General features: G+C 65.5%; 24 protein-coding genes. 19 read left to right on the forward strand and 5 right to left on the reverse strand.

Going from position 1 to position 23,099, the window contains the following annotated elements; translation table 11 throughout:
• Positions 1-4 precede the first annotated feature (4 nt).
• From KDK82_RS08930 to KDK82_RS08980, 11 genes are all read left to right on the forward strand, one after another.
• Positions 5-553, forward strand: a complete 549-nt coding sequence (locus tag KDK82_RS08930; protein WP_088164608.1) for a hypothetical protein — start codon at positions 5-7, stop codon at positions 551-553.
• A gap of 26 nt (positions 554-579) precedes the next feature.
• Entirely contained in the window at positions 580-1,173 is a 594-nt protein-coding gene (locus KDK82_RS08935) for a hypothetical protein (protein ID WP_088164609.1), read from the forward strand.
• A 55-nt stretch (positions 1,174-1,228) separates the two neighbouring features.
• Positions 1,229-1,927, forward strand: coding sequence for a hypothetical protein (locus KDK82_RS08940; RefSeq protein ID WP_088164610.1), 699 nt, complete (start codon positions 1,229-1,231; stop codon positions 1,925-1,927).
• Complete coding sequence (locus KDK82_RS08945) at positions 1,924-3,228, forward strand: PBSX family phage terminase large subunit (RefSeq protein WP_013802101.1); 1,305 nt, start codon at positions 1,924-1,926, stop codon at positions 3,226-3,228. Before KDK82_RS08940 ends, KDK82_RS08945 begins: the two co-directional genes overlap by 4 nt.
• A 1-nt stretch (position 3,229) precedes the next feature.
• Positions 3,230-5,437 carry a hypothetical protein gene (locus tag KDK82_RS08950; RefSeq protein WP_088164611.1) on the forward strand — a complete coding sequence of 736 codons (2,208 nt, stop codon included), beginning with the start codon at positions 3,230-3,232 and terminating at the stop codon, positions 5,435-5,437.
• A 50-nt stretch (positions 5,438-5,487) separates the two neighbouring features.
• Positions 5,488-5,706 (forward strand): hypothetical protein, encoded by a 219-nt coding sequence (locus tag KDK82_RS08955; RefSeq protein WP_088164612.1) that lies wholly within the window; start codon positions 5,488-5,490, stop codon positions 5,704-5,706.
• Between the two features lie 31 nt (positions 5,707-5,737).
• The gene (locus KDK82_RS08960; protein WP_088164613.1) at positions 5,738-6,685 is read left to right on the forward strand and encodes a hypothetical protein; all 948 of its coding nucleotides are present in this window, start codon (positions 5,738-5,740) and stop codon (positions 6,683-6,685) included.
• A gap of 27 nt (positions 6,686-6,712) precedes the next feature.
• Positions 6,713-7,750 carry a N4-gp56 family major capsid protein gene (locus KDK82_RS08965; RefSeq protein WP_088164614.1) on the forward strand — a complete coding sequence of 346 codons (1,038 nt, stop codon included), beginning with the start codon at positions 6,713-6,715 and terminating at the stop codon, positions 7,748-7,750.
• A gap of 61 nt (positions 7,751-7,811) precedes the next feature.
• Positions 7,812-8,171 carry a hypothetical protein gene (locus KDK82_RS08970; protein WP_088164615.1) on the forward strand — a complete coding sequence of 120 codons (360 nt, stop codon included), beginning with the start codon at positions 7,812-7,814 and terminating at the stop codon, positions 8,169-8,171.
• Between the two features lie 63 nt (positions 8,172-8,234).
• On the forward strand, positions 8,235-8,690 hold the full coding sequence (locus KDK82_RS08975) for a hypothetical protein (protein WP_088164616.1): 456 nt from the start codon (positions 8,235-8,237) through the stop codon (positions 8,688-8,690).
• Positions 8,691-8,704: 14 nt separating this feature from the next.
• A complete protein-coding gene (locus tag KDK82_RS08980; protein WP_088164617.1) occupies positions 8,705-9,382 on the forward strand; it encodes a hypothetical protein in 678 nt (225 codons plus the stop codon).
• Positions 9,383-9,395: 13 nt separating this feature from the next.
• Here KDK82_RS08980 and KDK82_RS08985 read toward each other — a convergent pair whose 3' ends face one another.
• Positions 9,396-9,929 (reverse strand): hypothetical protein, encoded by a 534-nt coding sequence (locus tag KDK82_RS08985; RefSeq protein ID WP_143343416.1) that lies wholly within the window; start codon positions 9,927-9,929, stop codon positions 9,396-9,398.
• Between the two features lie 100 nt (positions 9,930-10,029).
• On the opposite strand from KDK82_RS08985, the gene KDK82_RS08990 reads away from it, so the two are divergent.
• Positions 10,030-11,355, forward strand: coding sequence for a hypothetical protein (locus KDK82_RS08990; RefSeq protein ID WP_088164619.1), 1,326 nt, complete (start codon positions 10,030-10,032; stop codon positions 11,353-11,355).
• Here the strand turns inward: KDK82_RS08990 and KDK82_RS08995 are convergent.
• The gene (locus KDK82_RS08995) at positions 11,352-11,699 is read right to left on the reverse strand and encodes a hypothetical protein (RefSeq protein WP_179217874.1); all 348 of its coding nucleotides are present in this window, start codon (positions 11,697-11,699) and stop codon (positions 11,352-11,354) included. The two genes, KDK82_RS08990 and KDK82_RS08995, sit on opposite strands and share 4 nt — an antisense overlap.
• A 183-nt stretch (positions 11,700-11,882) precedes the next feature.
• On the opposite strand from KDK82_RS08995, the gene KDK82_RS09000 reads away from it, so the two are divergent.
• The 4 genes from KDK82_RS09000 (at position 11,883) to KDK82_RS09015 (ending at position 13,704) form a co-directional block, all read left to right on the forward strand.
• Positions 11,883-12,398, forward strand: a complete 516-nt coding sequence (locus KDK82_RS09000) for an ImmA/IrrE family metallo-endopeptidase (RefSeq protein ID WP_088164620.1) — start codon at positions 11,883-11,885, stop codon at positions 12,396-12,398.
• The gene (locus KDK82_RS31855) at positions 12,395-12,865 is read left to right on the forward strand and encodes a hypothetical protein (protein WP_143343417.1); all 471 of its coding nucleotides are present in this window, start codon (positions 12,395-12,397) and stop codon (positions 12,863-12,865) included. Before KDK82_RS09000 ends, KDK82_RS31855 begins: the two co-directional genes overlap by 4 nt.
• Positions 12,866-13,028: 163 nt before the next feature.
• Positions 13,029-13,295, forward strand: coding sequence for an H-NS family nucleoid-associated regulatory protein (locus KDK82_RS09010; RefSeq protein ID WP_088164622.1), 267 nt, complete (start codon positions 13,029-13,031; stop codon positions 13,293-13,295).
• 106 nt (positions 13,296-13,401) lie between these two features.
• Entirely contained in the window at positions 13,402-13,704 is a 303-nt protein-coding gene (locus KDK82_RS09015; RefSeq protein WP_088164623.1) for a hypothetical protein, read from the forward strand.
• Positions 13,705-13,945: 241 nt separating this feature from the next.
• Here KDK82_RS09015 and KDK82_RS09020 read toward each other — a convergent pair whose 3' ends face one another.
• Positions 13,946-14,527, reverse strand: coding sequence for a hypothetical protein (locus KDK82_RS09020; RefSeq protein ID WP_088164624.1), 582 nt, complete (start codon positions 14,525-14,527; stop codon positions 13,946-13,948).
• 90 nt (positions 14,528-14,617) lie between these two features.
• On the reverse strand, positions 14,618-14,770 hold the full coding sequence (locus KDK82_RS32700; protein WP_179217875.1) for a hypothetical protein: 153 nt from the start codon (positions 14,768-14,770) through the stop codon (positions 14,618-14,620).
• Between the two features lie 113 nt (positions 14,771-14,883).
• Between KDK82_RS32700 and KDK82_RS09025 the strand changes: the two genes are divergently transcribed.
• Entirely contained in the window at positions 14,884-20,964 is a 6,081-nt protein-coding gene (locus KDK82_RS09025) for an LPD38 domain-containing protein (RefSeq protein WP_088164625.1), read from the forward strand.
• Here KDK82_RS09025 and KDK82_RS32705 read toward each other — a convergent pair.
• Positions 20,954-21,124 (reverse strand): hypothetical protein, encoded by a 171-nt coding sequence (locus KDK82_RS32705; protein WP_013802118.1) that lies wholly within the window; start codon positions 21,122-21,124, stop codon positions 20,954-20,956. The two genes, KDK82_RS09025 and KDK82_RS32705, sit on opposite strands and share 11 nt — an antisense overlap.
• Before the next feature lie 133 nt (positions 21,125-21,257).
• On the opposite strand from KDK82_RS32705, the gene KDK82_RS09030 reads away from it, so the two are divergent.
• Both KDK82_RS09030 and KDK82_RS09035 read left to right on the forward strand, forming a co-directional pair.
• A complete protein-coding gene (locus KDK82_RS09030) occupies positions 21,258-22,055 on the forward strand; it encodes a hypothetical protein (RefSeq protein ID WP_088164626.1) in 798 nt (265 codons plus the stop codon).
• 12 nt (positions 22,056-22,067) lie between these two features.
• Entirely contained in the window at positions 22,068-23,096 is a 1,029-nt protein-coding gene (locus tag KDK82_RS09035; protein WP_088164627.1) for a hypothetical protein, read from the forward strand.
• Positions 23,097-23,099 lie beyond the last annotated feature (3 nt).

Genomic DNA, 23,099 nt, shown 5'->3' on the forward strand with positions numbered 1-23,099 from the left:
CGCCATGACCACCACCACGCCACAGCACGACGAACGCACCACACGCGAAATCATCTGGGATCACATCCTGGAGATGGCGCATCTCGGCCAGAACATCACACGCCAGCGGCTCATGGACCTGACCGGCAAGAGCTATCACATCATCGACGACCACGTCTCCCGGATGATCGACGTCGAAGGCATTCTGCGGCGGACCACCGATGGCGTGTACGAGCTGGTCAAGGGCCCCGGGGCGCCGCGCCCGGTGTCCATCACCGACCTGGAAGACGGCATGACCCTGATCGAGATCGGCGACCAGGAACTGCGGGTCTGGCCCCGCGAGCTGCGGAACATCGCCATCCGCCTCCAGGGCAACGCCATGCAGCACAGCAACCTGCAGCTGCAACACGACGTTGGCATGCTGGCCCAGGAAATCCAACTGCAGCAGGCCGCGACCCGGCGCGAGATGGCCGCGCGGATCAAGGAGCTGGAAGGCAAGCTCAAGGCGCTGGAGGGGCGCCGGGTGGATCCCAGCCCACAAATGGATCTGCTGGCGGGGGCGATGATCCAGTAGCATCCTCCCAACTCGAGGAGGATTCAATGCAAGAAGCTATAGCGCAATGGTTTGTCACTGGCCTTGGGATGGCCGTCTGGGGGGTGCCAATTATCTTTGTTGTCTATTTCCTAGTCAGGAACTTTCTTTCCAGCTACACAAATGAGAAGGCGAAGAACATGGCAACGAAGGAGGATATTGCAGCAATCACCAGCAAGGTAAAGGCCGTGGAGGACGTTTTTAACCGAGGGTTAGCTGACCTCAACGCACACCATCAGGTGCGCATGATCGCTGCAGAGAGGCGAATTCAGGCTCATCAGGAGGCCTATTTTCATGCGATGCAGATGGTGCGTTATGCAAATTCTGAAGGTGACCATCTAATGAATGTCGTGGTGGAGGCTCAGAGTTGGTATGACAAAAACTGTCTTTTCTTGGGTGAAAAAACGAGACGGTCTTTCCATACTGCCTCGCTATTTGTCATGCATCACCGCGACTATGTTCAGCAACGGGTTGATGCAGATATCGTTAAGCAGAGTTGGGCAAAAATAATGGAGCCTTTGGAGCATGTGGCAAAAGAGGTTGAGTTGCCCCCGTTCTCCGCGCAAGAGCTAAAAGAGGCTACAACTCGGAGGCCGGAGTAGGGGTCTATCCCGGCCAAGGATCGCCTAAAAGACACGCGCCCGGGAGACTCCGGGCATGCCATCTTCACCGCATCCCGATCAAGCCCCCAGTGCCGGGGGCGCAGCCCCCGGCTCCCGCTCCCCTGACTGGGAGCGCATAGAGCTGGACTACCGGGCCGGCATCAAGACCCTACGCCAGATCGCCGACGAGAACGGCATCACCCACGGCGCCATCAACAAGCGCGCCAAGCGGGATGGCTGGGAGCGCGACCTGTCCCAGAAGATCCAGGCCAAGGCCGATGCGCTGGTATCCAGGGCGGCGGTATCCAGCCAGGTATCCGCGGATACCAAAGTCCGGGAACGGGCTGTCATCGACGGCAATGCCCAGGCTGTGGCCGACGTTCGGCTGGGCCACCGCAAGGATGCGCGCCGTGTTCGCGAGCTCACCAACAGGCTCATGGACGAGTTGGAGCAGCAGACCGACCCGGCCACGCTGGCCAAGCTGCGGGAGTTGGCCGCTGCCGTCGTGGCTCCAGGCGAGAAGGCCGCCCGCGACCGCTATGGTGAACTGCTGGAGGCCGTTATCAGCCTGCCTGAGCGCTCCAAGACCCTGAAGGTGCTGGCCGAGAGCCTGCGTGTCGTGGTGGACATGGAGCGCACCGCCTTCGGCATGGACAAGGTTGATCCAGTGGGTGCTGGACCAGGGGAGGGCGGCGTGGCCCGCATCGCTGTGGAGTTCGTGCGGCCTGCTGTGCGGGAGGACGACGACGCATGAACGCGCCCGCCGAGCTCCCATTCACCAAGCTGCAGCTGGCCGAGAAGCTGCAGCCCCTGTTCTCGCCCCGGCGCTACAAGGTCATGCACGGTGGCCGTGGCGGCGGCAAGTCCTGGGCTGTTGCTGCTGTCCTCCTGGCCATGGCCGCCGACCGGCCGCTGCGCGTGCTGTGCGCCCGCGAGATCCAGCGGTCCATGAAGGACTCGGTGCATCGCCTGCTGAAGGACACCATCTCGCGCCTGGGCCTGGAAGCCTTCTTCGAGGTGCTGGACTCCGAGATCCGGGGCATCAACGGCTCGCTGTTCCTGTTCTCGGGCCTGCAGTCCCACACGGTGGACACCATCAAGTCCTTCGAGGGCGTGGACATCGTCTGGGTGGAAGAGGCCCACGGCGTCAGCAAGAAGTCCTGGGACGTGCTGATCCCGACCATCCGCAAGGAGGGCTCCGAGATCTGGCTGACCCTGAATCCGGACATGGAGACGGACGAGACCTACCAGCGGTTCATCGCCACGCCCAGCCCGGACACGTGGGTCTGCCAGATCAACTGGCGCGACAACCCCTGGTTTCCTGTCGTGCTGGAGGACGAGCGCCAGAAGGCCAAGCGCTCCATGCTCAAGGACGACTACGAGCACATCTGGGAGGGCAAGGCCCGCAAGGTAGCGGCTGGCGCCATCTACCGCCACGAGGTGGAGCACCTGTATGCCGACGGCCGGGCCTGCCGCGTCCCATACGATCCGCGCCTGCCCGTACACACGGTCTGGGATCTGGGCTGGAACGACGCCATGACCATCACCATGGTCCAGGTCGGTCCGCAGGATGTGCGCGTCATCGACTACCTGGAAGACAGCCACCATACCTATGACTGGTACGTGACCCAGTTGGAGAAGCGTCCGTATCGCTGGGGCATCGACTACCTGCCTCACGACGGCAAGACCAAGAACCCGCAGACCGGCAAGAACGCCGAGATGCTGCTGCGCGAGCTGGGGCGCAGGCAGGTCGTGTGCCTGGCCGCGCTGGACGTGGAAGAGGGCATCAAGGCCGCTCGCATGCTGTTCCCGCGCTGCTACTTCGACGCGGCGAAGACGGCGCGCCTGCTGGAGTGCCTGAAGCGGTACCAGCGCCACGTCAGCACCAAGACCGGCGAGGCCATGGGACCGCTGCACGACCAGTACAGCCACGGCGCCGACAACTTCCGCTACATCGCTCAATCGGCCGAGCACATGCTGCGCTCACAGCAGCAGCGGCCCGTCGCTCCTCGGGGCGGCGGCTGGCAGCCACTGGACAACGAGATAGGGTACTGACATGCAAGCCACCACCAACCATGGGGGCCTGCAGGCCCAGCAGCACGACGACAGCGGCGAGCCCCAGCGCGACCTGCGCGCCGAGTTCGTCCTGACGCTCCTGACCAAGCGCCGCGAGGCCATTGCCGGCCGTGCCGGCTCCGGCATCGAGGAGGAGTGGACTGAGGACGAGGAGCACTACCAGGGCATCGACGACGCGAACCGCAATTTCCAGAACGCCAACCAGCTGTACCGCAGCAGGAAGACAGCGATCATCGGCGGACAGACCCGGCAGCAGGGCCCGGCCCGGTCGGTCGTCTTCCTCAACATCACGCGCCCCTACACCGATGCGGCCAGCGCCCGCGTGGCGGACATGCTGCTGCCCACGGATGATCGGGCCTGGGAGATCAAGCCGACGCCGCTGCCGCGCCTGAGCGGGCCACAGCTGACCATGCTGGCCCAGGCCATGGGCGCCACGGACCCGGCTGTCGTGCATGAGCAGATGGCTGCCCAGGCAGGCCAGGCCAAGGAGGCCGCCGAGCGCATGCAGCAGGCCATCGAGGACCCACTGGTGGAGAGCAACTGGCACGGCGAGGTGCGCCAGGTCATCGAGGACTCCGCGCGCATCGGCTCCGGCGTGCTCAAGGGGCCGTTCCCCATCACGCGCACGGCACGCATGACCCGGAAGGACCCGGCCACGGGCCTGACCGAGTTCATCAAGGTGGATGAGATCAAGCCAGGTTCCAAGCGCATCGACGTCTGGAACTTCTTTCCGGACCCGTCCTGCGGGGAAAACATCCACAACGGCAGCTACACCTGGGAGCGCGAGCACATCGGCCGGCGCCAGATCAAGGAGATGGCGGCCGATCCCAGCTACGAGACTGCCGAACTGCTGGCCGCGCTGCGCGAAGGCCCGGCCCGCACCCGCGAGGGCACGGAGGCCGTCTACCGTCCGGGCGAGGACGAGTTCGAAATGTGGATCTTCTACGGCCACTGCGCCCGCGAGCACCTGGCGCGCCTGGGCGTGGAGATGGAGGAGGGCGACGAGGACCGCGTGCCCACCATGGCGGTGATGATCAACGATCGCCTGGTCAAGGTCGTGCTCAGCCCCCAGGAGGATGGCGAGTTCCCCTATGACGTGCTGGCCTGGCAGCGCCGCCCTGGCATGCCCTGGGGTGTCGGCATCAGCCGGCAGGTCCGCACAGCGCAGCGCATGCTCAACGGCTCGGCCCGCGCCATGATGGACAACGCCGGCCTGTCGGCCTCGCCGCAGGTGATCATCGGCAACGGGATCACACCCCAGGACGGCAACTATGCGCTGCGCCCCGGCAAGGTCTGGCGCGCCGAAGCCGATGCGGACGCCTCCGACGTGCGCGCCGCCTTCAATGCCTTCGTGGTGCCGAGTGTGCAGGTCCCGCTGATGAACATCATCAACTTCGCGCTGAAGATGGCCGAGGACACCACGGGCATGCCAGCCATGCTGCAGGGCATCCGCGGCGATGCACCCAACACCCTGGGCGGCATGCAGATGCAGAACAACAACGCCACCAGCGTGCTGCGGCGCCTGGCCAAGCGGTTCGACGACTACATGACCCGGCCCCATATCCAGCGGTATTTCGACTGGATGATGACCTACTCGGACGACGAGAGCATCAAGGGCGACTTCCAGATCGACGTGCGCGCCAGCTCGGCCTTGGTCGAGCGGGACGCGCAGCAGCAGTTCCTGATGACGCTGCTGCAGGTGTCGGCCAATCCCGTCTACGAGCTGGACCCCGCCAAGCTGGCGGCCGAGCTGTGCAAGGGCCAGCGCCTGGACCCCACCAACTTCCAGTACACGGACGAGCAGAAGGCCCAGCGCGCCCAGCAGGGGCAGGACCCAACGGTGCAGGCCAAGGCGCAGCTGCTGGCAGCCCAGGCCCGCAAGGCCGATGCCGACGCCACCAACACCGGCATGGAAACGCTGTACAGCGGCGTGCAGACCGGGCAGCTCATTTCGATGAATCCGGCCGTGGCCACGCTCGCCGACGGCTTGGCCAGGTCGGTTGGCTTTCAGGACCAGGACGCCGCCCCCATCGTGCCGCAGGGCGGCTGGATCACGCCCCAGCAGCAGCCCGACCCTGGCGCCATGCCCAACAACACCGACCCGCTGACGCCGCTGCGTCCGGATAGCCCGCTGCTGGGCGTGCGCCAGGGCATCGAGACGCCGGCCGCTGACGGCGCGCGAGGCTGACCCCCGGCCAGGGTTCGTCAGAGGCGCGGCTTCCCGGAACACTTGCCTCCATGACACAGGGCATCGACTTCACCTCACCGACATGGCGCGCCATCGAGCGCCATGCCAACGCGCAGATCGACACCCTGCGCAAGAAGAACGACAGCCCAACCATGGACGCGCTGCGCACCGCCGAACTGCGTGGGCGCATCGCGGCATGGAAAGAACTGCTTGCGCTGGCTCCGTCAGCCCAGGCACAACCCGCCGACGCTGGTGGCGAGAGCTACTGACCTTGGCATGAAACACAGGAGTGCATGACGCATGGACGCACAACAGCAGCAGGAACAGGCGCAGGAGCGGGCAGCTTTCGAGCAGGCCTTTGCCAGCGTGACCGGAACGGAGCCGCCGCCAGCCCCCGCCGCAGCATCTTCGGATGCCTCGGCCGAGGCTGGTGCAGCGCCCGCGCTGGCACCTGCAGAAGCCCCCGCACCAGCGCCCGCAGCCGCAGCGCCTCAGGCCAGCGATGCACCACAGGACGGCGCTGACGCTCCGCCCGCTCCCGAGGGGCAGCAAGCCCAGCCGGGGCAGGGGGGCGCCGAGGACGACCCGGTGGTGTTCGAAGGCTACAAGCGCAGCGAGCTGCAGCGCCTGCTGGGCAGCGCCGCCAAGGTGGATTCCCTCGAACAGCAACTGCGCAAGGCCAACGGCAAGATCGGCGAACTCAACAGCCGCATCCAGGCCCCGTCACCTGCACCAGCCCCGACGCCAGCACCGGCGCCCGAGCTGCCCCCGGAGTTGCAGCAGTTCGAGAAGGACTATCCCGACGTTGCCAACTACGTCCGTGCCCTGGGCATCACCCCCCAGCAACAACGCCAGGAAGCCCCGCCAGCTCCCGTGCAGCAGCCCGTGGCCACGGGTGGCGAGCACACAGCCCCGGCCGAGCATGACCCTGCAGCGCTGGAGCTGGCCGTGCTGGACCGCATGCACACAGGCTGGCGCGACAAGGTGGGCTCGCAGGAATTCAACCTGTGGCTCACCGCACAGGGAGAACAGGTGCAGCAGGAGTTCGCGGAAGCGGGCACTGCTGACAGCCTGGGCGCCGTCATCGGCAAATACGACCAGTGGACCGCTGCCCGCACCGCCGCCGCCGACAAGGCCGCGAAGGGACAGCAGCGGCTCAAGGCTGCCGTGACGCCCAGCGGCAACGCGCCGCGCCCCCAGGCCGCGCCCACCGAACAGGAAGCATTTGAAGCTGCGTTCCGCTCGTAATCCGGGCAAGCAGCAAAGGAGAAAACCATGGCTCAGTTTCAGAGCGGCGATCCCGCTGCCCGGATCGGCAAGATCAAGGGCGACATCCTCAAGCACGCCGTGCCCTGCGAAGTGCTCGGCATCACCGGGCAGCAGCGCGCGATGCCCAAGAACCAGGGCAAGACCATCGTGCACCGCCGCTACCTCCCCTGGGGTGCGGCGAACACCGACTGGAACACGCGCAACCGACCGCAAGCCAATCCCGTGGCCCACGAGCTGACCGAAGGCGTGACGCCCGGCGCCGACACGCTGGTGCCGCAGGACATCCAGGTCACCATCAAGCAGTACGGCTGCCTCTACCAGCTCACCGACCAGACGGTGGACACGTACGAGGACGACGTGCCGGCCGAGATGAAGAAGCAGTGCGGCGAGCGCATTGCCTTGGTGCGCGAGATGATCCGCTACGGCGTGCTCAAGGCCTGCACCAACGTGTTCTATGCCGGTGGCGGTGCCAGCCGTGCAGCCGTGAACGCGAAGATCAGCCTGAACCTGCTGCGCAAGGTCAGCCGCAATCTGCAGGCCAACCATGCCAAACGCATCACGGCCATCCTGGCTCCTTCGCCGAACATCAAGACCGAATCTGTCGAAGCGGCCTATCTGGTGTTCGTGCACAGCGACGCCGAGGCCGACATCCGCGACCTGACGGGCTTCCTGCACGTCAGCGACTACGGCTCCCGCAAGCCCGTCTCTCCCTACGAGATCGGCTCCTGCGAGAACTTCCGTTTCATCACCAGCCCCGAGCTGGCTCCCTACGCCAACGCTGGCGCGGCCATCGGCAGCACCGGCTTGATGGGTGGCACCAACGTGGACGTCTACCCCTTCATCATGGTGGGCGAGGATGCCTGGGGCCAGCTCACCCTCCGTGGCCTGGAGTCGCTGGACCCGACCTACATCCCCCCGGGTGTCAAGGACAAGAGCGACCCGCTGGGCCAGCGCGGCTACGTGGGCGCCAAGTTCTACATGGCCTGCACCATGCTCAACGAGGGCTGGATGGCTGTCACCGAAGCCGGGGTGACCGCGCTGTAAGGCAGGGGAGGGCTTCGGCCCTCTCTCCACTCTGAACCTCAACTCCGACGGAGAACCCATCATGGCCGACAACACCGCGGGCCAGACCCGCACCAAGACCGACAAGCAGGACTCCCAGAGCTCCGCCCAGGGCAAGGTGGTCTACGACGCCACCGCCATCGTCGCGGGGGACACCACCCGCGTCGAGACCGGCTTCAAGCCGAGCCAGGTCCGCTGGATCAATGTCACCGACCGCGTGCAGATCGAGTGGTTCGAGGGCATGGCAGCTGGCACGTGCCTCAAGACCGGTGCCGATGGTGTCCGCACCCTGGATGCCGCCAACGGCATCACGGTCGATGAACGCGGGTTCCGCGTGTCGCAGAACGCAACCCTGGCGGCCGTCCTGGCCTCCAAGACCTGCGTCTACGAAGCGCGCAGCTGAAGCCCAACCGTGGTCCTGGGGCTGCCGCCCCGGGCCACCTCACATCCTCGCAAGGACATCAACATGGCCACATCCCCCCGAAAGCCCGAACTGGACTCGACCAACGAGTACCTGGGCGCCACCGCCCCGATGGAGTTCGGCATTGCCCCTGACTTCTCTCCCGAGCTCATCGACGCACCTGTCACGCTCAAGGACGCCGAGCTCGAAGCCTTCATGAACGAGCCCGTGATGGTCACCGTGCTGTCCGCTGGCAAGGACAACGAGGCCCCCTTCGTGCAGGTCTCGGTGAACGGTGTCATCCAGATGTTCCGCCGTGACGTACCCATCGTGGTCAAGCGCAAATTCGTGGAGCGCCTGGCCCGCGCCAAGGAGACCGGCTACGAACAGGATCTGGACGACCGCCTGGGCGAGCGCATGAACGTGGTCCAGCCCACCAAGAGCATGCGCTACCCGTTCCAGGTGAACCGCGACGACAACCGGCTGGGCTCCGCCTGGCTGCGTTCGATCCTCGCCTCCTGACCTGAAGGCCCGCCATGACCCTCGACGACCTGATCAAGCAATACCGGGCCGACGCGCTCGACCAGGGCCGGGCCGTCGGCGGTGGCGACGCCGATGTCTTCTGCAGCGATGAACTGCTGACCATCTACGCCAACGAGGCCCAGGTCGAAGCCTGCCGCCGTGGCCAGCTGCTGCGCGATTCGGTCTCTCCCATGTGCCGCATCGCCTTCCTGGCCGGCGCCGAGACGGTGGACCTGGACAGCAGGGTGGTGCGGATCTTGCGTGCCTTCATCAACGGCCAGGAGGTCGGAGAGATCTCGGTGGACGAAATGGACTGCTACCACTCGGGCTGGCAGTTTCAGGAGCGCCAGGACGTGCCGCAGCGCCTGGTGGCCGGCATGACCACCGGCAAGCTGCACCTGTGGCCCAGGCCTGCAGCAGACGGTGAGCTGCGCCTGACGGTGCAGCGCCTGCCGCTTAAGCCAATGCGCACCTGCATGGACAAGCCCGAGATCCGGCCCGAGCTGCACTTCGCCCTGGTGCACTGGATGCTGTGTCGGGCCTACGGCCGTGAGGACACCGACATGCACAACGACGCCAAGGCCGCTGTGGCCCTGGCCAAGTTCGAAGCGGAGTTCGGGCGCAAGGCCAGCGGGCGGAATGAGGAGTGGGTGCGGTCGCGTGAGGTGGCTGTGCCGGGGCCGCTGGCCTGATACATGAATTTTCCTAAGTATCCAGTCTCAGGTATTCGGCAAAAACATAGTCAACCTTGCTTGTTTGATGCATAAGCTCAGCAATGATGTTTACTTTCTTTACTGCGGCCTTATTTCTGTCCTGTTCGCTCGATGATTCGTCAAGATCAGAGGTCGCGTACCTTATTTGGCCCAATAGTGGACGAAGCTCGTTTTCAAGGTAGCTGACGACATCATTGCCAAAAAGCCAGCGCGCTCCCTGTACACCTGATTCGAAAGCATTTGCGTTCGCCGTTGTGAAGTCTCCTTGCTGCGCTGCTATCGAAATTGCATCTGCCGTAGCTTTGTAAATTGCCATTCGCCGGTCGAATAAGTCAAGCTTGAGCTTGTTCCTAGCGGTCTTCGCTGAGGCCGCTGCCGTCTCCGCCTGCTGTCGAGCGATGCTCGCCTGAATACTTCCGAATTTGTGCGCAACCCATGCACCTACGCCTGCCGCTAGCAATGCGGCCAGCAGTGGCGCCACCGCCTTCATAACTTCAAGCCACATTGGAAGTACTGTTGGTGTCATCCGGAACCGCTCCCTGATTGATTGTTGATGCCCCCACTGGGGTTCGACGCGCCGACAGCATATCCGCACACTGCCATGAGCAACTCCGCAAGGAACACTCATGGCCACGAATCCCCTTCTCGAAGCAGCACAGCGGCGTGACGCGCTGATCAACCAGATCCCGGTGGGCGGCAATCCGCAGGCGCCCACGCCCGACGGCTCCCAGAACAATCCCCTGAACAACGACTTCGGCCGCAACCTGGCCGCGCTGCCCAGTGCCGGCGGCATCCCTGGCGCCGCGCTGCGCGGTACCGGCCTCGTCGCCCGGGCCTTCGGGGCATCGCAGCCGGCCATGTCGGGGCTTGGCCAGGCCGCCCAAGCTGCCGCACCCTATGCGCCCGTGGTGGGCGGCGGTGCTGCGCTGGCCGGCGCGGCCAATGCCGACAGCCCTGCGCCGTCCGGCCCGGCGCCCATCACGCGTGAGTCCAATCCCTTGGTGGCCGCCGCCATGGCGCAGCAAGCGAGCGCACCCGGCACTCCAGGCACCCCTGGCGCCGCAGCTGCGCCTATGCCTGGACCTGCCGCACCTTCTGGCCCGGCCAACATCACGCGCGAAGGCAACAGCTACAGCGGGCCCGCTGGTATCGGCGGCGACATCACCATCAACGGCAAGCCCCCTGGCGGTACCATGAACTCGCTGCCCAGCGGAGCCACGCCAGGATCGCAGATGCAGGGCATCGCCCCCGGCCTGTCAACCTCGCTGGGCAACCCCCTGGTGCAGGCCGCCATTGCCCACAGCGGCAACGACTGGGCCTCACGCAACGCGCTGCGCAATGCCGAGGTCTCGGCCAGCTCCATCAAGAACACCCAGCAGTGGGGCGGCCGTGGCGCTGAGAATAACCCCGCTGTGCAGAAGTACCAGGCCATGCTGGCGACTGACCAGGTGCTGCAGCAGGCCGCCCCAGGCCTGCAGGCAGAAGGCATGCGACAGGGCAATGCTCTGGTGCGCGCCGCCATGGAGCAGCAGGGCCAGAACCAGCGCGCCGGCATGCAGGCCGGGCTGACTCAGCAGCGCCTGGACATGGACCGTGAGACGCAGGGATACGGCAACCGCACCAACCGGCTTGTGGAGGCAGCGCGCAATCAGGTGGCCCAGGAACAAGACCCGACCAAGCGCCGCAGCCTGGTGCAGTACATGCGGGATATCGAGGGCGGAACGCCGCAGGCCGATCCGTATCTGGTGGTGCCCGGTGGCCAGCAAATCGATCCGGTGTCCCAGCGGGCCTACAACACACCGTCCACGGTGTTCAATCGCCAGAGCGGGCAGTTTGTGCAGCAGCCGGCGCAGGCGGGTTCGCGGCAAGCACCGGCCGCTGGCACGGTTGAGGGCGGATGGAAGTTCCGAGGTGGTGACCCGTCCGACCAACGGAACTGGGAGCGAGCTTAGGGCTTGGCCTTGTACTGGTTCCAGGGGCCGTCTTCGTCATACAGCCTCCGACAAGCCATCCCAATCAGCTCCGCCGCCCGGTTGCTCCGCGTGTCCCCCGCCTTCTTCGCTGTGCACTCTGGCCCGGACTTGAACCCCAGCATGCCCCGGCCATCTCCCTGGGGTACGGCCTGGATTCCACCGGGATGCTCAGCGCTGCAGACCTGGAACACCGCCTGGGCCGCGACATCGTTCTGCGTGCCCGGGAGCTTGTCCAGCAGGCACGTGGCCATGTTGGCGGCCAGGGCGGGGGCGGCGAGCGTTGCAAGGAGCAGGGCGGCGATGGAGCCAGTGATGGGGTGCATGGGTGTCCTCCTGGCCGCAAATGTAACCGCCCGGGCATGCAACCGTGCATCGCACATCCACGTAAGAGGTGTTACGGGGCAAGGCTCGGACGGGGGAAATCGGTAAACAAGTTTAGCTATTACTGATACAATTTTTCTGTACAGATATACACATGCACCCAACTATCAAGAAAGGAGGCCGCCATGGAAAAAGTGTCTGCGTCGTCCCTTCTGGATCGGTTCTGGAACGGTGTACTTCCTGTTGATCCCAGGCTGATCGCTGAGGGCTTGGGTATGAAGGTTGTGCCCTTGACGGACGGCGACGTGAAGAAAGGGCTGAGCGGCGCGCTGCACTGGCACACCCCAGCCGGTGCGACACAACCGCAACTCTATTGCCGCTACAACGCACTGACTGAAAGTCGTGAGCGTCAGCGGTTCACCATCGCCCACGAGATCGGTCACTACGCTTCTGGTCACATGGCGGATGGACGGACCCTGTTCCGCGACACCACAGAGACCTTCACTGGACGTGTACATCAACCTGAGGAAGTTGAAGCCAACCGTTTTGCGGCGGAACTGCTGATGCCCGAGAGCTTGGTGAACAGCGCAATTACACACCACGGTGTAAAGACTGTTCAAGACTTGGCTTCTCGTTTCGGTGTTTCGGCTTCGGCTATGCGCTGGCGCCTTGTCAACCTCGGGCTGTTGTCGTCTACATGACGGATATTCCGCCAGTCCCGCCGGCATTGGAAAACGGTGCCGGAGGGTCTAAGCCACCAGCAAAGGCTGATCCAGGTTCGATTTCTGATCCTATTGAGCGCGGACCACTTGATCCTAGCGCGACTGCAGTGGACAACGCGAAACTTCGGGATCTGAATTTTGCCTACGCGTCCAGAGTCCATTCGTTCTATTTCGTACTCGCTGCTGCTGCATCACTTTTTATCTTTGGTGCAATAACTTTTGTTTGCATGAGCAGCCGAATGTTTGGATGGCAGACAATACTGATTTTGTTCGCGTTCTTCACGCCAGCCACAATCCTCATGACGGTATTGGTAAGGGCGATTTTCCCTGCTGAAAAGAAAAGTGAGGAGAAAAAAGGCGAGGACAAGAAGGACGAGTTGAGCGACATGCTACCTAGTAGCGCCGTCGTGAAGCTATTGACTGAGCTAATTAAAACCACGAAATAGCCAATAGCCCGCCCCGCGCGGGCTTCGTCGTTTCTGGGCGACCCCAAGCTGGGCACGTCGCTTGCCGCTCCGCAGGGTGAGCCCCGGTTCAGGGAGAGGAGGGAGTTTCCCTCTGCAACCCCGACCCGGAACGGTGCACATTTCTGGCCGGAGCCCCGAACACATGTCACGCAAGTACAAGTCCCTCATGCAGGAGAAAGCTGCATTGGACGCCAAGATCGCTGAGTACTATGGAGCCATGAGGCTCGATGCGATTGATGCAGCACGGGCTCTGGTGAAGCAACACGATCTCAAAGTCGGCGATCTCTTCGCACTGAACACGCCCCCAAACGCGCGGTACCGGAATCCCAAGACCGGCGAGACTTGGACGGGCCGTGGCCGGGCTCCTCGGTGGATCGAGGGCCGAGATCGGAAGCCCTTCGAGATTTGAACGGGAGCCAGGCCTTTGGGAGCTTCGTCGCTTCTGGGCAACAGTGGTCCCGATTTCCCCCGGCTAGGGTTCTCCGGCAGCCCGCGGGCCCCGTACCGTAGGGGGTATGAGCAATACCAACGCATTCCCATCGCCATGCCCGCTGTGCGGCCAGACTGCCCGGGCGTACTCCGAGGACTACGACAACTGGACGCACTACTTCTGCCCTGGCTGCCGCGAGATCAAGGTCAGCAAGCTGGTGATCAATCGGCTGCGCGCCGAACCACATGAACTGCGCGAGCAGCTCTCGCATCAGGCCGCCGCGCTCTGTGATGGTGAATACCTCCGCTTCGGACAGGCGAAGGGGCAGGGCATCCAACTCGAAGGGCAGACGGCCTGGCATGCGCAGGTGGGGACGCGGCCGGTCTGATCCGTACTTTTGAAGGCCCGTGAGCGAGGTCAGCACTCCTTAAGTCCACACCGGCAAAAACGGAGTTTCGTGACCGGGAACGTTATTACTGCTACTATTGACGCACCAAAGGCCGGTACCTACAAGCGAGAACATGGTGCCGGTGCCGCCCGCAACCTCCCCCTGTCGCGGGTCCCACCTGGAGTGGGATTAAAAAGAGAGCCTCGCATGCGACAGCCTCCTTCGGGAGGCTGTTGTCTTTTCAGGATTTGATCTTCCGGCCCTCGTAGGTCGCCAGCAGCAGCACGTCGAGGTTGACCTTGCGCGCCTTCTGGAGTTTCGGGGTCAACTCCTCCACCACGTATGCCGACTGCACCCGGAGCAAGATGCGTTTGCGCCTGCTCCGATCCTTGGTCACGGCGAAGAAAACGCCGTAGTTGACCGTCCTGCCCTCTGTGTCGGTCGCGGTGAAGATCGCATAGTTGCTCAAGGGGCCGCCCAGCACACGGATTTGTTGATTCCTCAAGAGCCCCTCAAGTCCGGGGAGCAACTCTCGTGACAGTCGCCAGCGTTCTGGATTCAGGACGCGGCGGACGTGCCCCTCCATGAAAATCTCTTCCGCTGGAACCGAGGTGCGGTTGTCCTTCTTCTCCGCATGCGTGAAGCAATGGCACGAGAAGAACACCACGACATCAACGGTCAGATCAGGTTTCAGCTCAGCCCGAAAAGCATAGGGATCCAGGTGCGACAAGTCCCACGTCTCGCCCTGATAGACGACGTTCGAGAACCGATGTCCGCGTGCGACATCGTCATGTTGGGCAATGAGGGCTGTCTCTTGGTTCATATGCGCTTCTTTCGATTGCTATGAAGGATAACGGCGAGACCGTGCCTGTGTAGGGGGTGCAGCCGCGTAAATGGCGGCGGGAATGTGTGCCTACGGGTTTGACAACGTCTTTTTCAGGCGCGGCTGCAAAGTCACTATGGGCAGGAAGTCGTCGTTGACGCCTATGAGGAAGCCGCAGAAGAACACGAACTTGTCCAGAATCATCTTGAGCATGCGGTCCGTTTTTGGGCAGAGCAGGTGCATCTGCTCATTGCATCCGCGGTGTTGAACTTCTGAATGTCGTCATCCATACCGGGGCTTTTTCACGCCCCCGCCCAGGGTTCGCGCCCCGACCCCTGCGTGGGAACACTGGGGGCATGGCACAAAGCAATGACGCCCCCTGGGAAAACTATCGGCAACCGGCCAGCGGTGATTCCGCCGGCCCGTGGAGCAACTACGCGCCCAGCCCTGAACTGGGCTTGGCCAAGCCCAAGTCCCGCAACCCCCTGGCCGTCCTGAACGACACGGCCATCGAGGCTGCGAACGCGGCGGCCGGCGGTGTCTCGGCTGCTGCGAACTTCATCAAGCCAGGCAACGATGTCTCGGGCTGGATCGACAAGAACATCATCCAGGCCGGCGAGGCGGCGCAGAGCGATGTGGTCAAGGCCTCGAAGCAGCAGTTCCGTCAGGAGGTGCAGGACGCTGATGGTGTCGGCGGTGAGCTGGCGGCCGTGGGCAAGTACGTGGCACAGAACCCGCTGCTGGCTGCGGCTCAGGCTGCGGGCTCGTTCGTGGGGCCTGGCCTGGCGGTGAAGGGTGCTGGGCTGGCAGCGCGTGCCGGCGGCTTGGCTGGCAAGGCCGTGGAGACGGCGGGCCGCGCGGGCGGCGTTGCTGCTGGTGCTGCGATGGCTGGTGGTGATGCTGCTGGCACGGCCTACGACCTGGCGAAGCAGGGCGGCGCCACGGAGGACCAGGCTGTTTCTGCTGCGCGCGGTGCCAGCGTGCTGCCGGCCGTGATTGGTGGTGCTGGCGGTGCCTTCGGTGCTGAGCGGCTGCTGTCCGGCGGCAAAGGCTTTGCTGGTGGTGCTGCAGCGCGCGCCCTGAAGACCGGGGCCAGCGAGGCGGCGCAGGAAGCCGTCGAGGAAGGCGTCACCCAGTACGAAGGCCAGCGGGCGGCCATGCCGTTCGACCCGAGCATCGATCCCTCGAAGGGCGTGGCGGCGGCTGCCGGCATGGGCGCGGCCCTGGGCGGCGTCACGGGCGCCGGCACTTCGCTGCTGACGGGCGGGCACTCGCGCGCCCAGCAGCCACAGCAGGGCGAGCAGCAGGCACCCGCAGAGGAGGTCGCAGCACCGCTGCTGCTGGGCAACCAGACGCCCGAGCGCCTGATCTCCTTCCCTGATGGCAGCGTGGGCCGCGTGGGCGAGGTGGAGAGCTACCTGGCCAACCTGCCCGAGGACCAGCGGGAGGAAGCCCGGGCCAAGATCATGGGCCAGTCCATCCGCGAGGTGAATGACCCGGCAGCCCAGCAGGCCCGCCGCTGGTGGGAGAACTACGGCGACGGCGCGCCCCAGGCGCCAGGCCCCGACTACCTGGCCGAAGTCCAGGCCGCCGTGCGCAACGGCACGCAGTTTTCCACCCAGCAGACGGTGGACACGGTGCGCGATGCCATGGAGGACGCATGGCTGGCCCAGAACGTGGGTGCTGATCCTGCTGGTGCGCCAGCCCCTGGTGCTGGGCTGCAGGCGGCAGACGCCATGGGCGTGCAGCTGCAGGGCCAGTTCCAGCAGGCCAGCGAGGATGCCGGCATCGCCGCCGTGGACGCCCGCGTGCGCACCGGCCGCATCCTGTCCGGGCTGCAGAACCTGCTGGATGGCGGCGCCGAGAACTCGGCCCAGGTGCTGGGCGGCCTGAACGAGGGCTTGGCCCGGATCAACGAGCAGCCGCTGGACACCGGCGAGACGCAGCGCGTGCGCCGCATGGTGGACGCCTACATGGGATTCCGGGGTGTGGGTGAGCCTGCCCCGCTGCCAGCCGACCGTGCGCCAGCCGTGGACCCCTTCGCCGACAACGCTGCCATGGAGGCGCTGATCCCCCAGCGCCCGCTGCAGCGCCCGTCCCAGCGCATGGGCATCAACCCTGCAGACGGCCCGCTGTCGCGCGGCGCTGCCATGGCGGTGGATGCCGGCTTCGATGCAGCCCAGCAGGCCGCTCTGCAGGCCCAGGAGATCGCAAATGCCCAAGGTGCCCAGGCACAGGCTGCCGCCGTGGCCGCCCCAGCAGCCATTCCCCCAACCGGACCCGGCGCCCTGGAAGCCGCTGGGCCTGGCCCCCTGACTCAAACCACAGGAGCCACCCTTGCCCCGCAAGCCGATCAAGCCCAGCAAGCTGGCGCGCAACCTCCGCAAGCAACTGGAGCGCCAGGCGCGCCGGCTGCTGGTGCTGCTGCAGCGCAGGAAGGGCTGACCAATGCCAGCACCACGACTTTCAACAATGGCGCGCAAGGCGGCGCGGCGCCAGGCCCGCAAGGACAAGCGCAGGCAGCAGCGGCCCGCCCGGCCAACTGGCGATCCAGTGCGCTTCCTGCCGGCCGCGTGGCCCGGGGTTTGGGAATAGATCCCAAGGGTAAGAGGCTGGCGCAGATCCTGGCCGAGGTGGATGCTGCCGACGCGGCGCGTGCCGGCCAGCAGCAGGCCGGGGGCGCTGACCTCTCGGCTGGCCAGATTGATCGGGAGTGGAGCGCCTTTGCACCCGAGACGGGGACCTTGGGCGTGCCGCGCGCCCAGATGCCGCAGATCCGCGCTGAGCATCGCGGCGCTCTGGCCAACTTCCTCAAGGCGCGGGGCATCGACAGCAAGCCGGCAGAGATGCCTGCTGGCGACCTCAAGCCGACGCAGGCAGAGTTCTCGCCTGCCCGTGTCGAGCAAGCGCGCCGACGTGCGGGCGGAGACCGCTCTATCCTGGTTTCCTCCGACGGCTATGTCGTGGATGGTCATCACCAGTGGCTCGCGCGGCGCGCCGACGGCAAGCCAGTGAGCGTGATCCGGCTGGATGCCCCCATCCAGGAAGTGCTGGCACAGGTGGCCGAGTTTCCCAGCACGTCCAATGCCGGTGGAGCAACTGCTCCTGTCGAGGCTCAGCAGTTCAGCCGCAACATGCCCGAGGAACTGGCCCAGGCCATCCGCAAACTGCGCCCGCCGGTCTCCGCCGCCACGAACGCCTCTGTGCGCCAGGCCGTGAGCCAACTGGTCGGCGGCATGGGCATGCTGCCCAACCGCCTGGGCCGCATCGTGGTCACCACCTCCGACGACATCCGCGCCAATTGGGAGCCGCTGATCGGCCCCGTGGCCATGGGTGCAGAGGGTGGAGGCAAGGCCCAGGGCTTCTACGATCCCAACACCAAGACCGTGTTCATCATCTCCGACCACATCGTGGCCGGCGACGAGTTGGGCGTGGTGGCGCACGAGCTGATGCACAAGCACGGGCCTGCGGTGCTGGGCGAGGATGGCTGGAACCAGCTGCATGGCGCCATCGGCGGCTGGGCCAACGCACCAGAGGGCAGCCTGGAGCGGACGGTCTACAACGAGGCAGCGGCCCGCGTGCAAGCCTCCGGCCCCGAGCTGTCCACCCAGGAACTGTTTCCCTACGCCGTCCAGGTTGCGCTGGAGATGGGCGTGCGCCCCAATGCGCTGGCCAAGCCTGGCACCGTGGCGCGCTGGCTGGACCAGGTGCGTAAGGTGCTGCGCCAGGTCTGGGCCAAGATCGCGGGCAGCCGCAGCGACTTCGCCAGCCAGGACCTGGTGAACTTGGCCTTCGGCATCGCGCAGCGGGAGAACCCAGCGTTCGCTGGTGAGCTGGACGGCGCGGCGACTGCTCCGGATGCGCAGACTGCGGCTCCGGCAGGTGCCGCCCCAGCGCCCGCGCCAGCCCCTGCCGGCCAGGGCGTGCAGTTCAGCCGCGCCGCGCCGGCCGCGCCCACGGCCAGCGACTACACCGCCGAGCAGGCCCGCGCCGCAGAGCATGCCTTCGGCGTCCAGGTGAAGCAGACCTGGGCCGAGCGCGCGCAGGCCATGCGCCAGAACTTGGGCACGCGGCTGCGCCAGGGCTTGGTCGACCAGTTCGCCCCCATCAAGGAAGTCAGCGAGAAGGCCTACATCCTGGCGCGCCTGTCCAAGGGCAGCGACGGTGCTGTGGAGGCGGCGCTGCTGTACGGCAAGCCCTACCTGCGCGACGGCGTGGCCGACGTGGACATCAAGGACGGCGGCTTCGCCAACGTGCTGGCCAGCCTCAAGGGCGAGCACGACCGATTCTTCCAGTGGGTGGCCGCCCAGCGAGCCCAGCGCCTGAAGGCCGAGGGCAAGGAGAATCTGCTGACCGACCGCGACATCACGGCCCTGCGCTCGCTGGACGCTGGCCGCATGGCCGATGGCACGGCGCGCATGCCGCTGTATGCCGCGGCGCTGCGGGAACTGAACGCCTTCAACGAGGCCAGCCTGAAGGTGGCTCGGGACTCCGGCCTGATCGACCAGACCGCCTACGACCTCATGAAGGACCAGCCCTATGTTCCGTTCTACCGCCTCATGGAGGAGGACGGCGGCATGCGCGGCCCGCGCTTCAGCTCCGGGCTGGTGAACCAGCAGGCCTGGAAGAAGCTCAAGGGCGGGACACAGCAGCTCAACGCCGACCTGCTGCAGAACACGCTCATGAACTGGAGCCACCTCTATGCCGCGGCCGCGCGTAACCGGGCTTCCCAGGCGACCATGGACGCCGCGGAGAAGCTGGGCGTGGCCTACCAAGTGCCCGCCGACACCAAGGGCGCTGTAAAGGTGATGCGCGAAGGCGTGGCCGAGCACTGGGCCGTCGAGGACCCGTACCTTGTTGATGCCATCTCGGCCATGAGCTATACGCCACCCGGCATCGTCAAGGCCATGGCGCCGTTCAAGCGCCTGCTGACCTTCGGTGTGACGGTGAACCCCACCTTCAAGATCCGCAACCTGATCCGCGACAGCCTCTCGGCCATCGCCCAGAGCGACCTGAGCTACAACCCGCTGGAGAACGTCGCCAAGGGCTGGAAGGCCACGTCCAAGAACAGCCAGACCTACGCCTCCATGCTGGCCAGCGGCGGCATCATCAAGTTCGGCACGCAGGAGAACACCAACCAGCTGCGCGGGCAGATCGAGCGCCTGGGCGGCACGATGCTGGACAAGCAGGGCTTCGACAAGCTCAAGGGCCAGATGCGCTCCCTGTGGGAGGTGTACGAGGAATTTGGCGACCGCACGGAGAACGTGAACCGCACGGCGCTGTACGAGCGCCTGCGTGCCAAGGGCCTGAGCCACGCCGAGGCAAGCTTCCAGGCCCGGGACCTGATGGACTTCAGCATGTCCGGCAAATGGGAGACCGTGCGCTTCCTGGCCCAGACGGTGCCCTTCCTGAACGCCCGCCTGCAGGGCCTGTACAAGCTTGGCCGCGCCGCCGGCGAGGACCCGCGCCGCTTTGCCGCCATGGCCGGTGCTGTGTCCATGGCCAGCCTGGGCCTGCTGGCTGCCTACGCCGATGACGACGACTGGAAGAAGCGCGAGGACTTCGACCGCGACAACTTCTGGTGGTTCAAGATCGGCGACAAGGCCTTCCGGATTCCAAAGCCCTTCGAGGTGGGCGCCATCGGCACGGTGGCCGAGCGCACGGCCGAGCTGATGATGAGCGAGGAGATGACGGGCAAGCGCTTCGGCCAGCGCATCAGCGACATGGTGTTCAACACCTTCGCCATGGACCCGACGCCCCAGGCCATCAAGCCCTTCCTGGACGTCTACGCCAACAAGGATAGCTTCAGCGGCCGGGCCATCGAGGGCATGGCCGACGAGCGCCTGCGCCCGCAGGACCGATACAACGAGCGCACCTCGGAGGTGGCGCGCCTGCTGGGCTCCTGGGGCCTGCCGGACCCGGTGCGCCTGGCCAAGGGCGAGTACTCCGGCCTGAGTCCGAAGCAGGTGGACTTCCTGCTGCGCGGGTACTTCGGCTGGCTGGCCACGGTCAGCACCAGTGCGACCGACGCCATCGCGCGCCCCATGCTCGACCGGGGCGAGCGCCCGGCCATGCGCCTGCGCGACACCTTCGTGGCTGGCAACTTCGTCGAGGAGCTGCCCACGGGCTCCAGCCGCTACGTCACCACCATGTACGAGCAGGCCAAGGGTGTGGAGCAGGCCTGGGCAAGCCACCAGGCCGCCATCAAGTCGGGCGACGTGGAGCTGGCGCGGAGCATCCAGGAAGAGGAAGGGCCGAAGCTGCGCAACCGCATGGCGATCAACGCCGCCAAGCAGCAGATGGCCGAACTGGGTCAGCGCGCGAAGAAGATCGACGGGGATCGCCTGCTGTCGGCGGAGGCAAAGCGCGAGCGCCTGAACGAGATAGAGCAGCGCCGCAACGCCATCGCCGAGCGCGTGGCGGGGCTCACGAACTGAGCGTGCCCTGGCGCAGGAACTGCCAAATGAAGCCCACGGCGCCGAGCCCGATGATGATCAGCCAGTAGGTCTCGATCATCGAGCGGCGCTCGGCGGGCGTGGTCAGCTTGAAGAAGAGGATGGCTGCGATCACGAGCAGCCAGAAGATGATGCCGGGCATGTGGGCATCGTAGGCTCGGCAGATTCGTGGCGCAATCCTCGTGCATCGGCATCCTCCCTCCAGGGTTCGCCAATAGAGGCGCGCGCCGGAACACTGCAGGTATTGCATCAGCCAACACCTGCAGGAGCTTCCAATGAACACCAGCTATCCGAAGGGCATGGAGAAGCTTCTCTCCGGCTCCATCAATGCCTCCACCGACACCTTGAAGGCCGCGCTGCTGCCCAGCGGCTACGCCTTCAGCGTGTCGCATGAGTTCGTGAGCCAGCTCGGCTCGATCATCGGCACGGCCCAGCCCCTGCTCAACAAGACGATCACGGGCGGCGTGCTGGATGCCGATGATCTGGATTTCGGGGCTCTGGCGCCGGGCTCGACCATCGGCTCCGTCGTGATCTTCAAGGACACGGGCAACACTTCCACGTCGCCGGTTCTTTTCTTCCTTGATACCGTCACTGGCCTGCCCATGGCCACCAACGGCGGCGCCGTGACCATCCCCTGGGACAACGGCGTCAAGAAGATCGCGCGCATCAACCTGCCTATCTACCCGAAGGCCGCGGAGAAGATGTGGTCCGGCTCCATCAACTTCTCGGCCGACAACATCCGTGTGGCCCTGCTGCCCAGTGCCTATGTCTACGACGCCGCGCACGAGTTCCTTCCGGACGTGGGCACGCTCATCGGTTCGGCGCTGCCCCTGGATGGCCGCAGCGTTGCCGGCGGCGTGCTCGATGCCGACGATGCCAACTTCGGCGCGCTGGCCGCCGGCTCCACCATCGGCAGCGTGCTGCTGTACAAAGACACCGGCACGCCGGCCACGTCGCCCTTGATCGCACGCATCACCGACGTGCTGGGCCTGCCACTGTCCACCAATGGTGGCGGCCTGGCGCTCCAGTGGTCCAACGGTGCTGCGCGCATCTTCTCGCTGGTGCCGGCGTAAGGGAGCAGGGCCATGGACCTGTTTTCCAACAACGCCGAGACCGTGCTGGCCTCGGCCCTGACCAGCGACAGCGGCGACTCGGGGTACGGCACGATCGTGACCACGGGCGCGGGCTTGGACGGCTTTGCCAACCCCAGCGGCACGCGCTCCTTGCGCGCCACCATCACGGACGCGACTATGCCCGGCCAGTGGGAGTGCGTCACTATCCGCCAGATCGATGGGGTGAACCTGATCGTGGATCGCGGGGTAGAGCTGCCCTGGGACGCCGGCGGCCCCATGGCATGGCCGGCTGGCGCCAAGGTCAGCGTGCGCGTCACTGCGGGCATGCTGGAGGCCTTCGTGCAGATGCAGCCCAATGGCTTCTTCGGGCCGGCACTGTCCGGCGCGGATCGCTACGCGGCGCTGGGGTATCCCGCGCTCAAAAGCGCATGGCCGCAGATGCTGGCCGCACCGACACTCAACTGGCACCGCGCGGGCAACGGCATGTCCATCGTGGGCGGCTCCATGTTCGTGGACCTGGGAACGCCGCCGGCCTGGGCTGCGGGCAACATCCTGCACGGCGATGTCGTGGTGCCTGCCGTGGCAGATGGCTGCCAATACTGGGCCTGCACGAATCAGGCAGGCGCCGTGTATGCGGGGACCGCGCCAGACTTCCAGGGAGCTGGCACCCACGTGCCGCTGGACCCTGCAAACCCGCCCTTAGGCTACTGGGTTCCCGTGCCCATGCCCGTGAACCTGCTGGTGCGTCTGGAAGGTGTGCGCATCGTGGTGGAGGAGGTGGGCTTCATCGCATCCGTGGTCACGGCCACGGCGCCGCCCACGGTATCCATCGGATCGAATCTGGGGTCCAGCGACCCCCGTCCGACCCGGTTTGCAAATGCGGTGGCGCTATCGCAGATCACTGGCGGGGGCGAGTCGCACCGCATCCCTATCGCCGTGGGTGGGCAGTTGTCGAACGCCCTGACGTTCCGGGTCGATACGCCGGCCGCTGGTGGGCAGTTCGCCGGCCGCTTCTACTGGCGCGGCTTCTACGTCGAGTGACCG

The sequence above is a fragment of the Delftia sp. K82 genome (assembly GCF_002193035.1).
In the GTDB taxonomy this organism is placed as follows: Bacteria; Pseudomonadota; Gammaproteobacteria; order Burkholderiales; family Burkholderiaceae_C; genus Comamonas; species Comamonas acidovorans.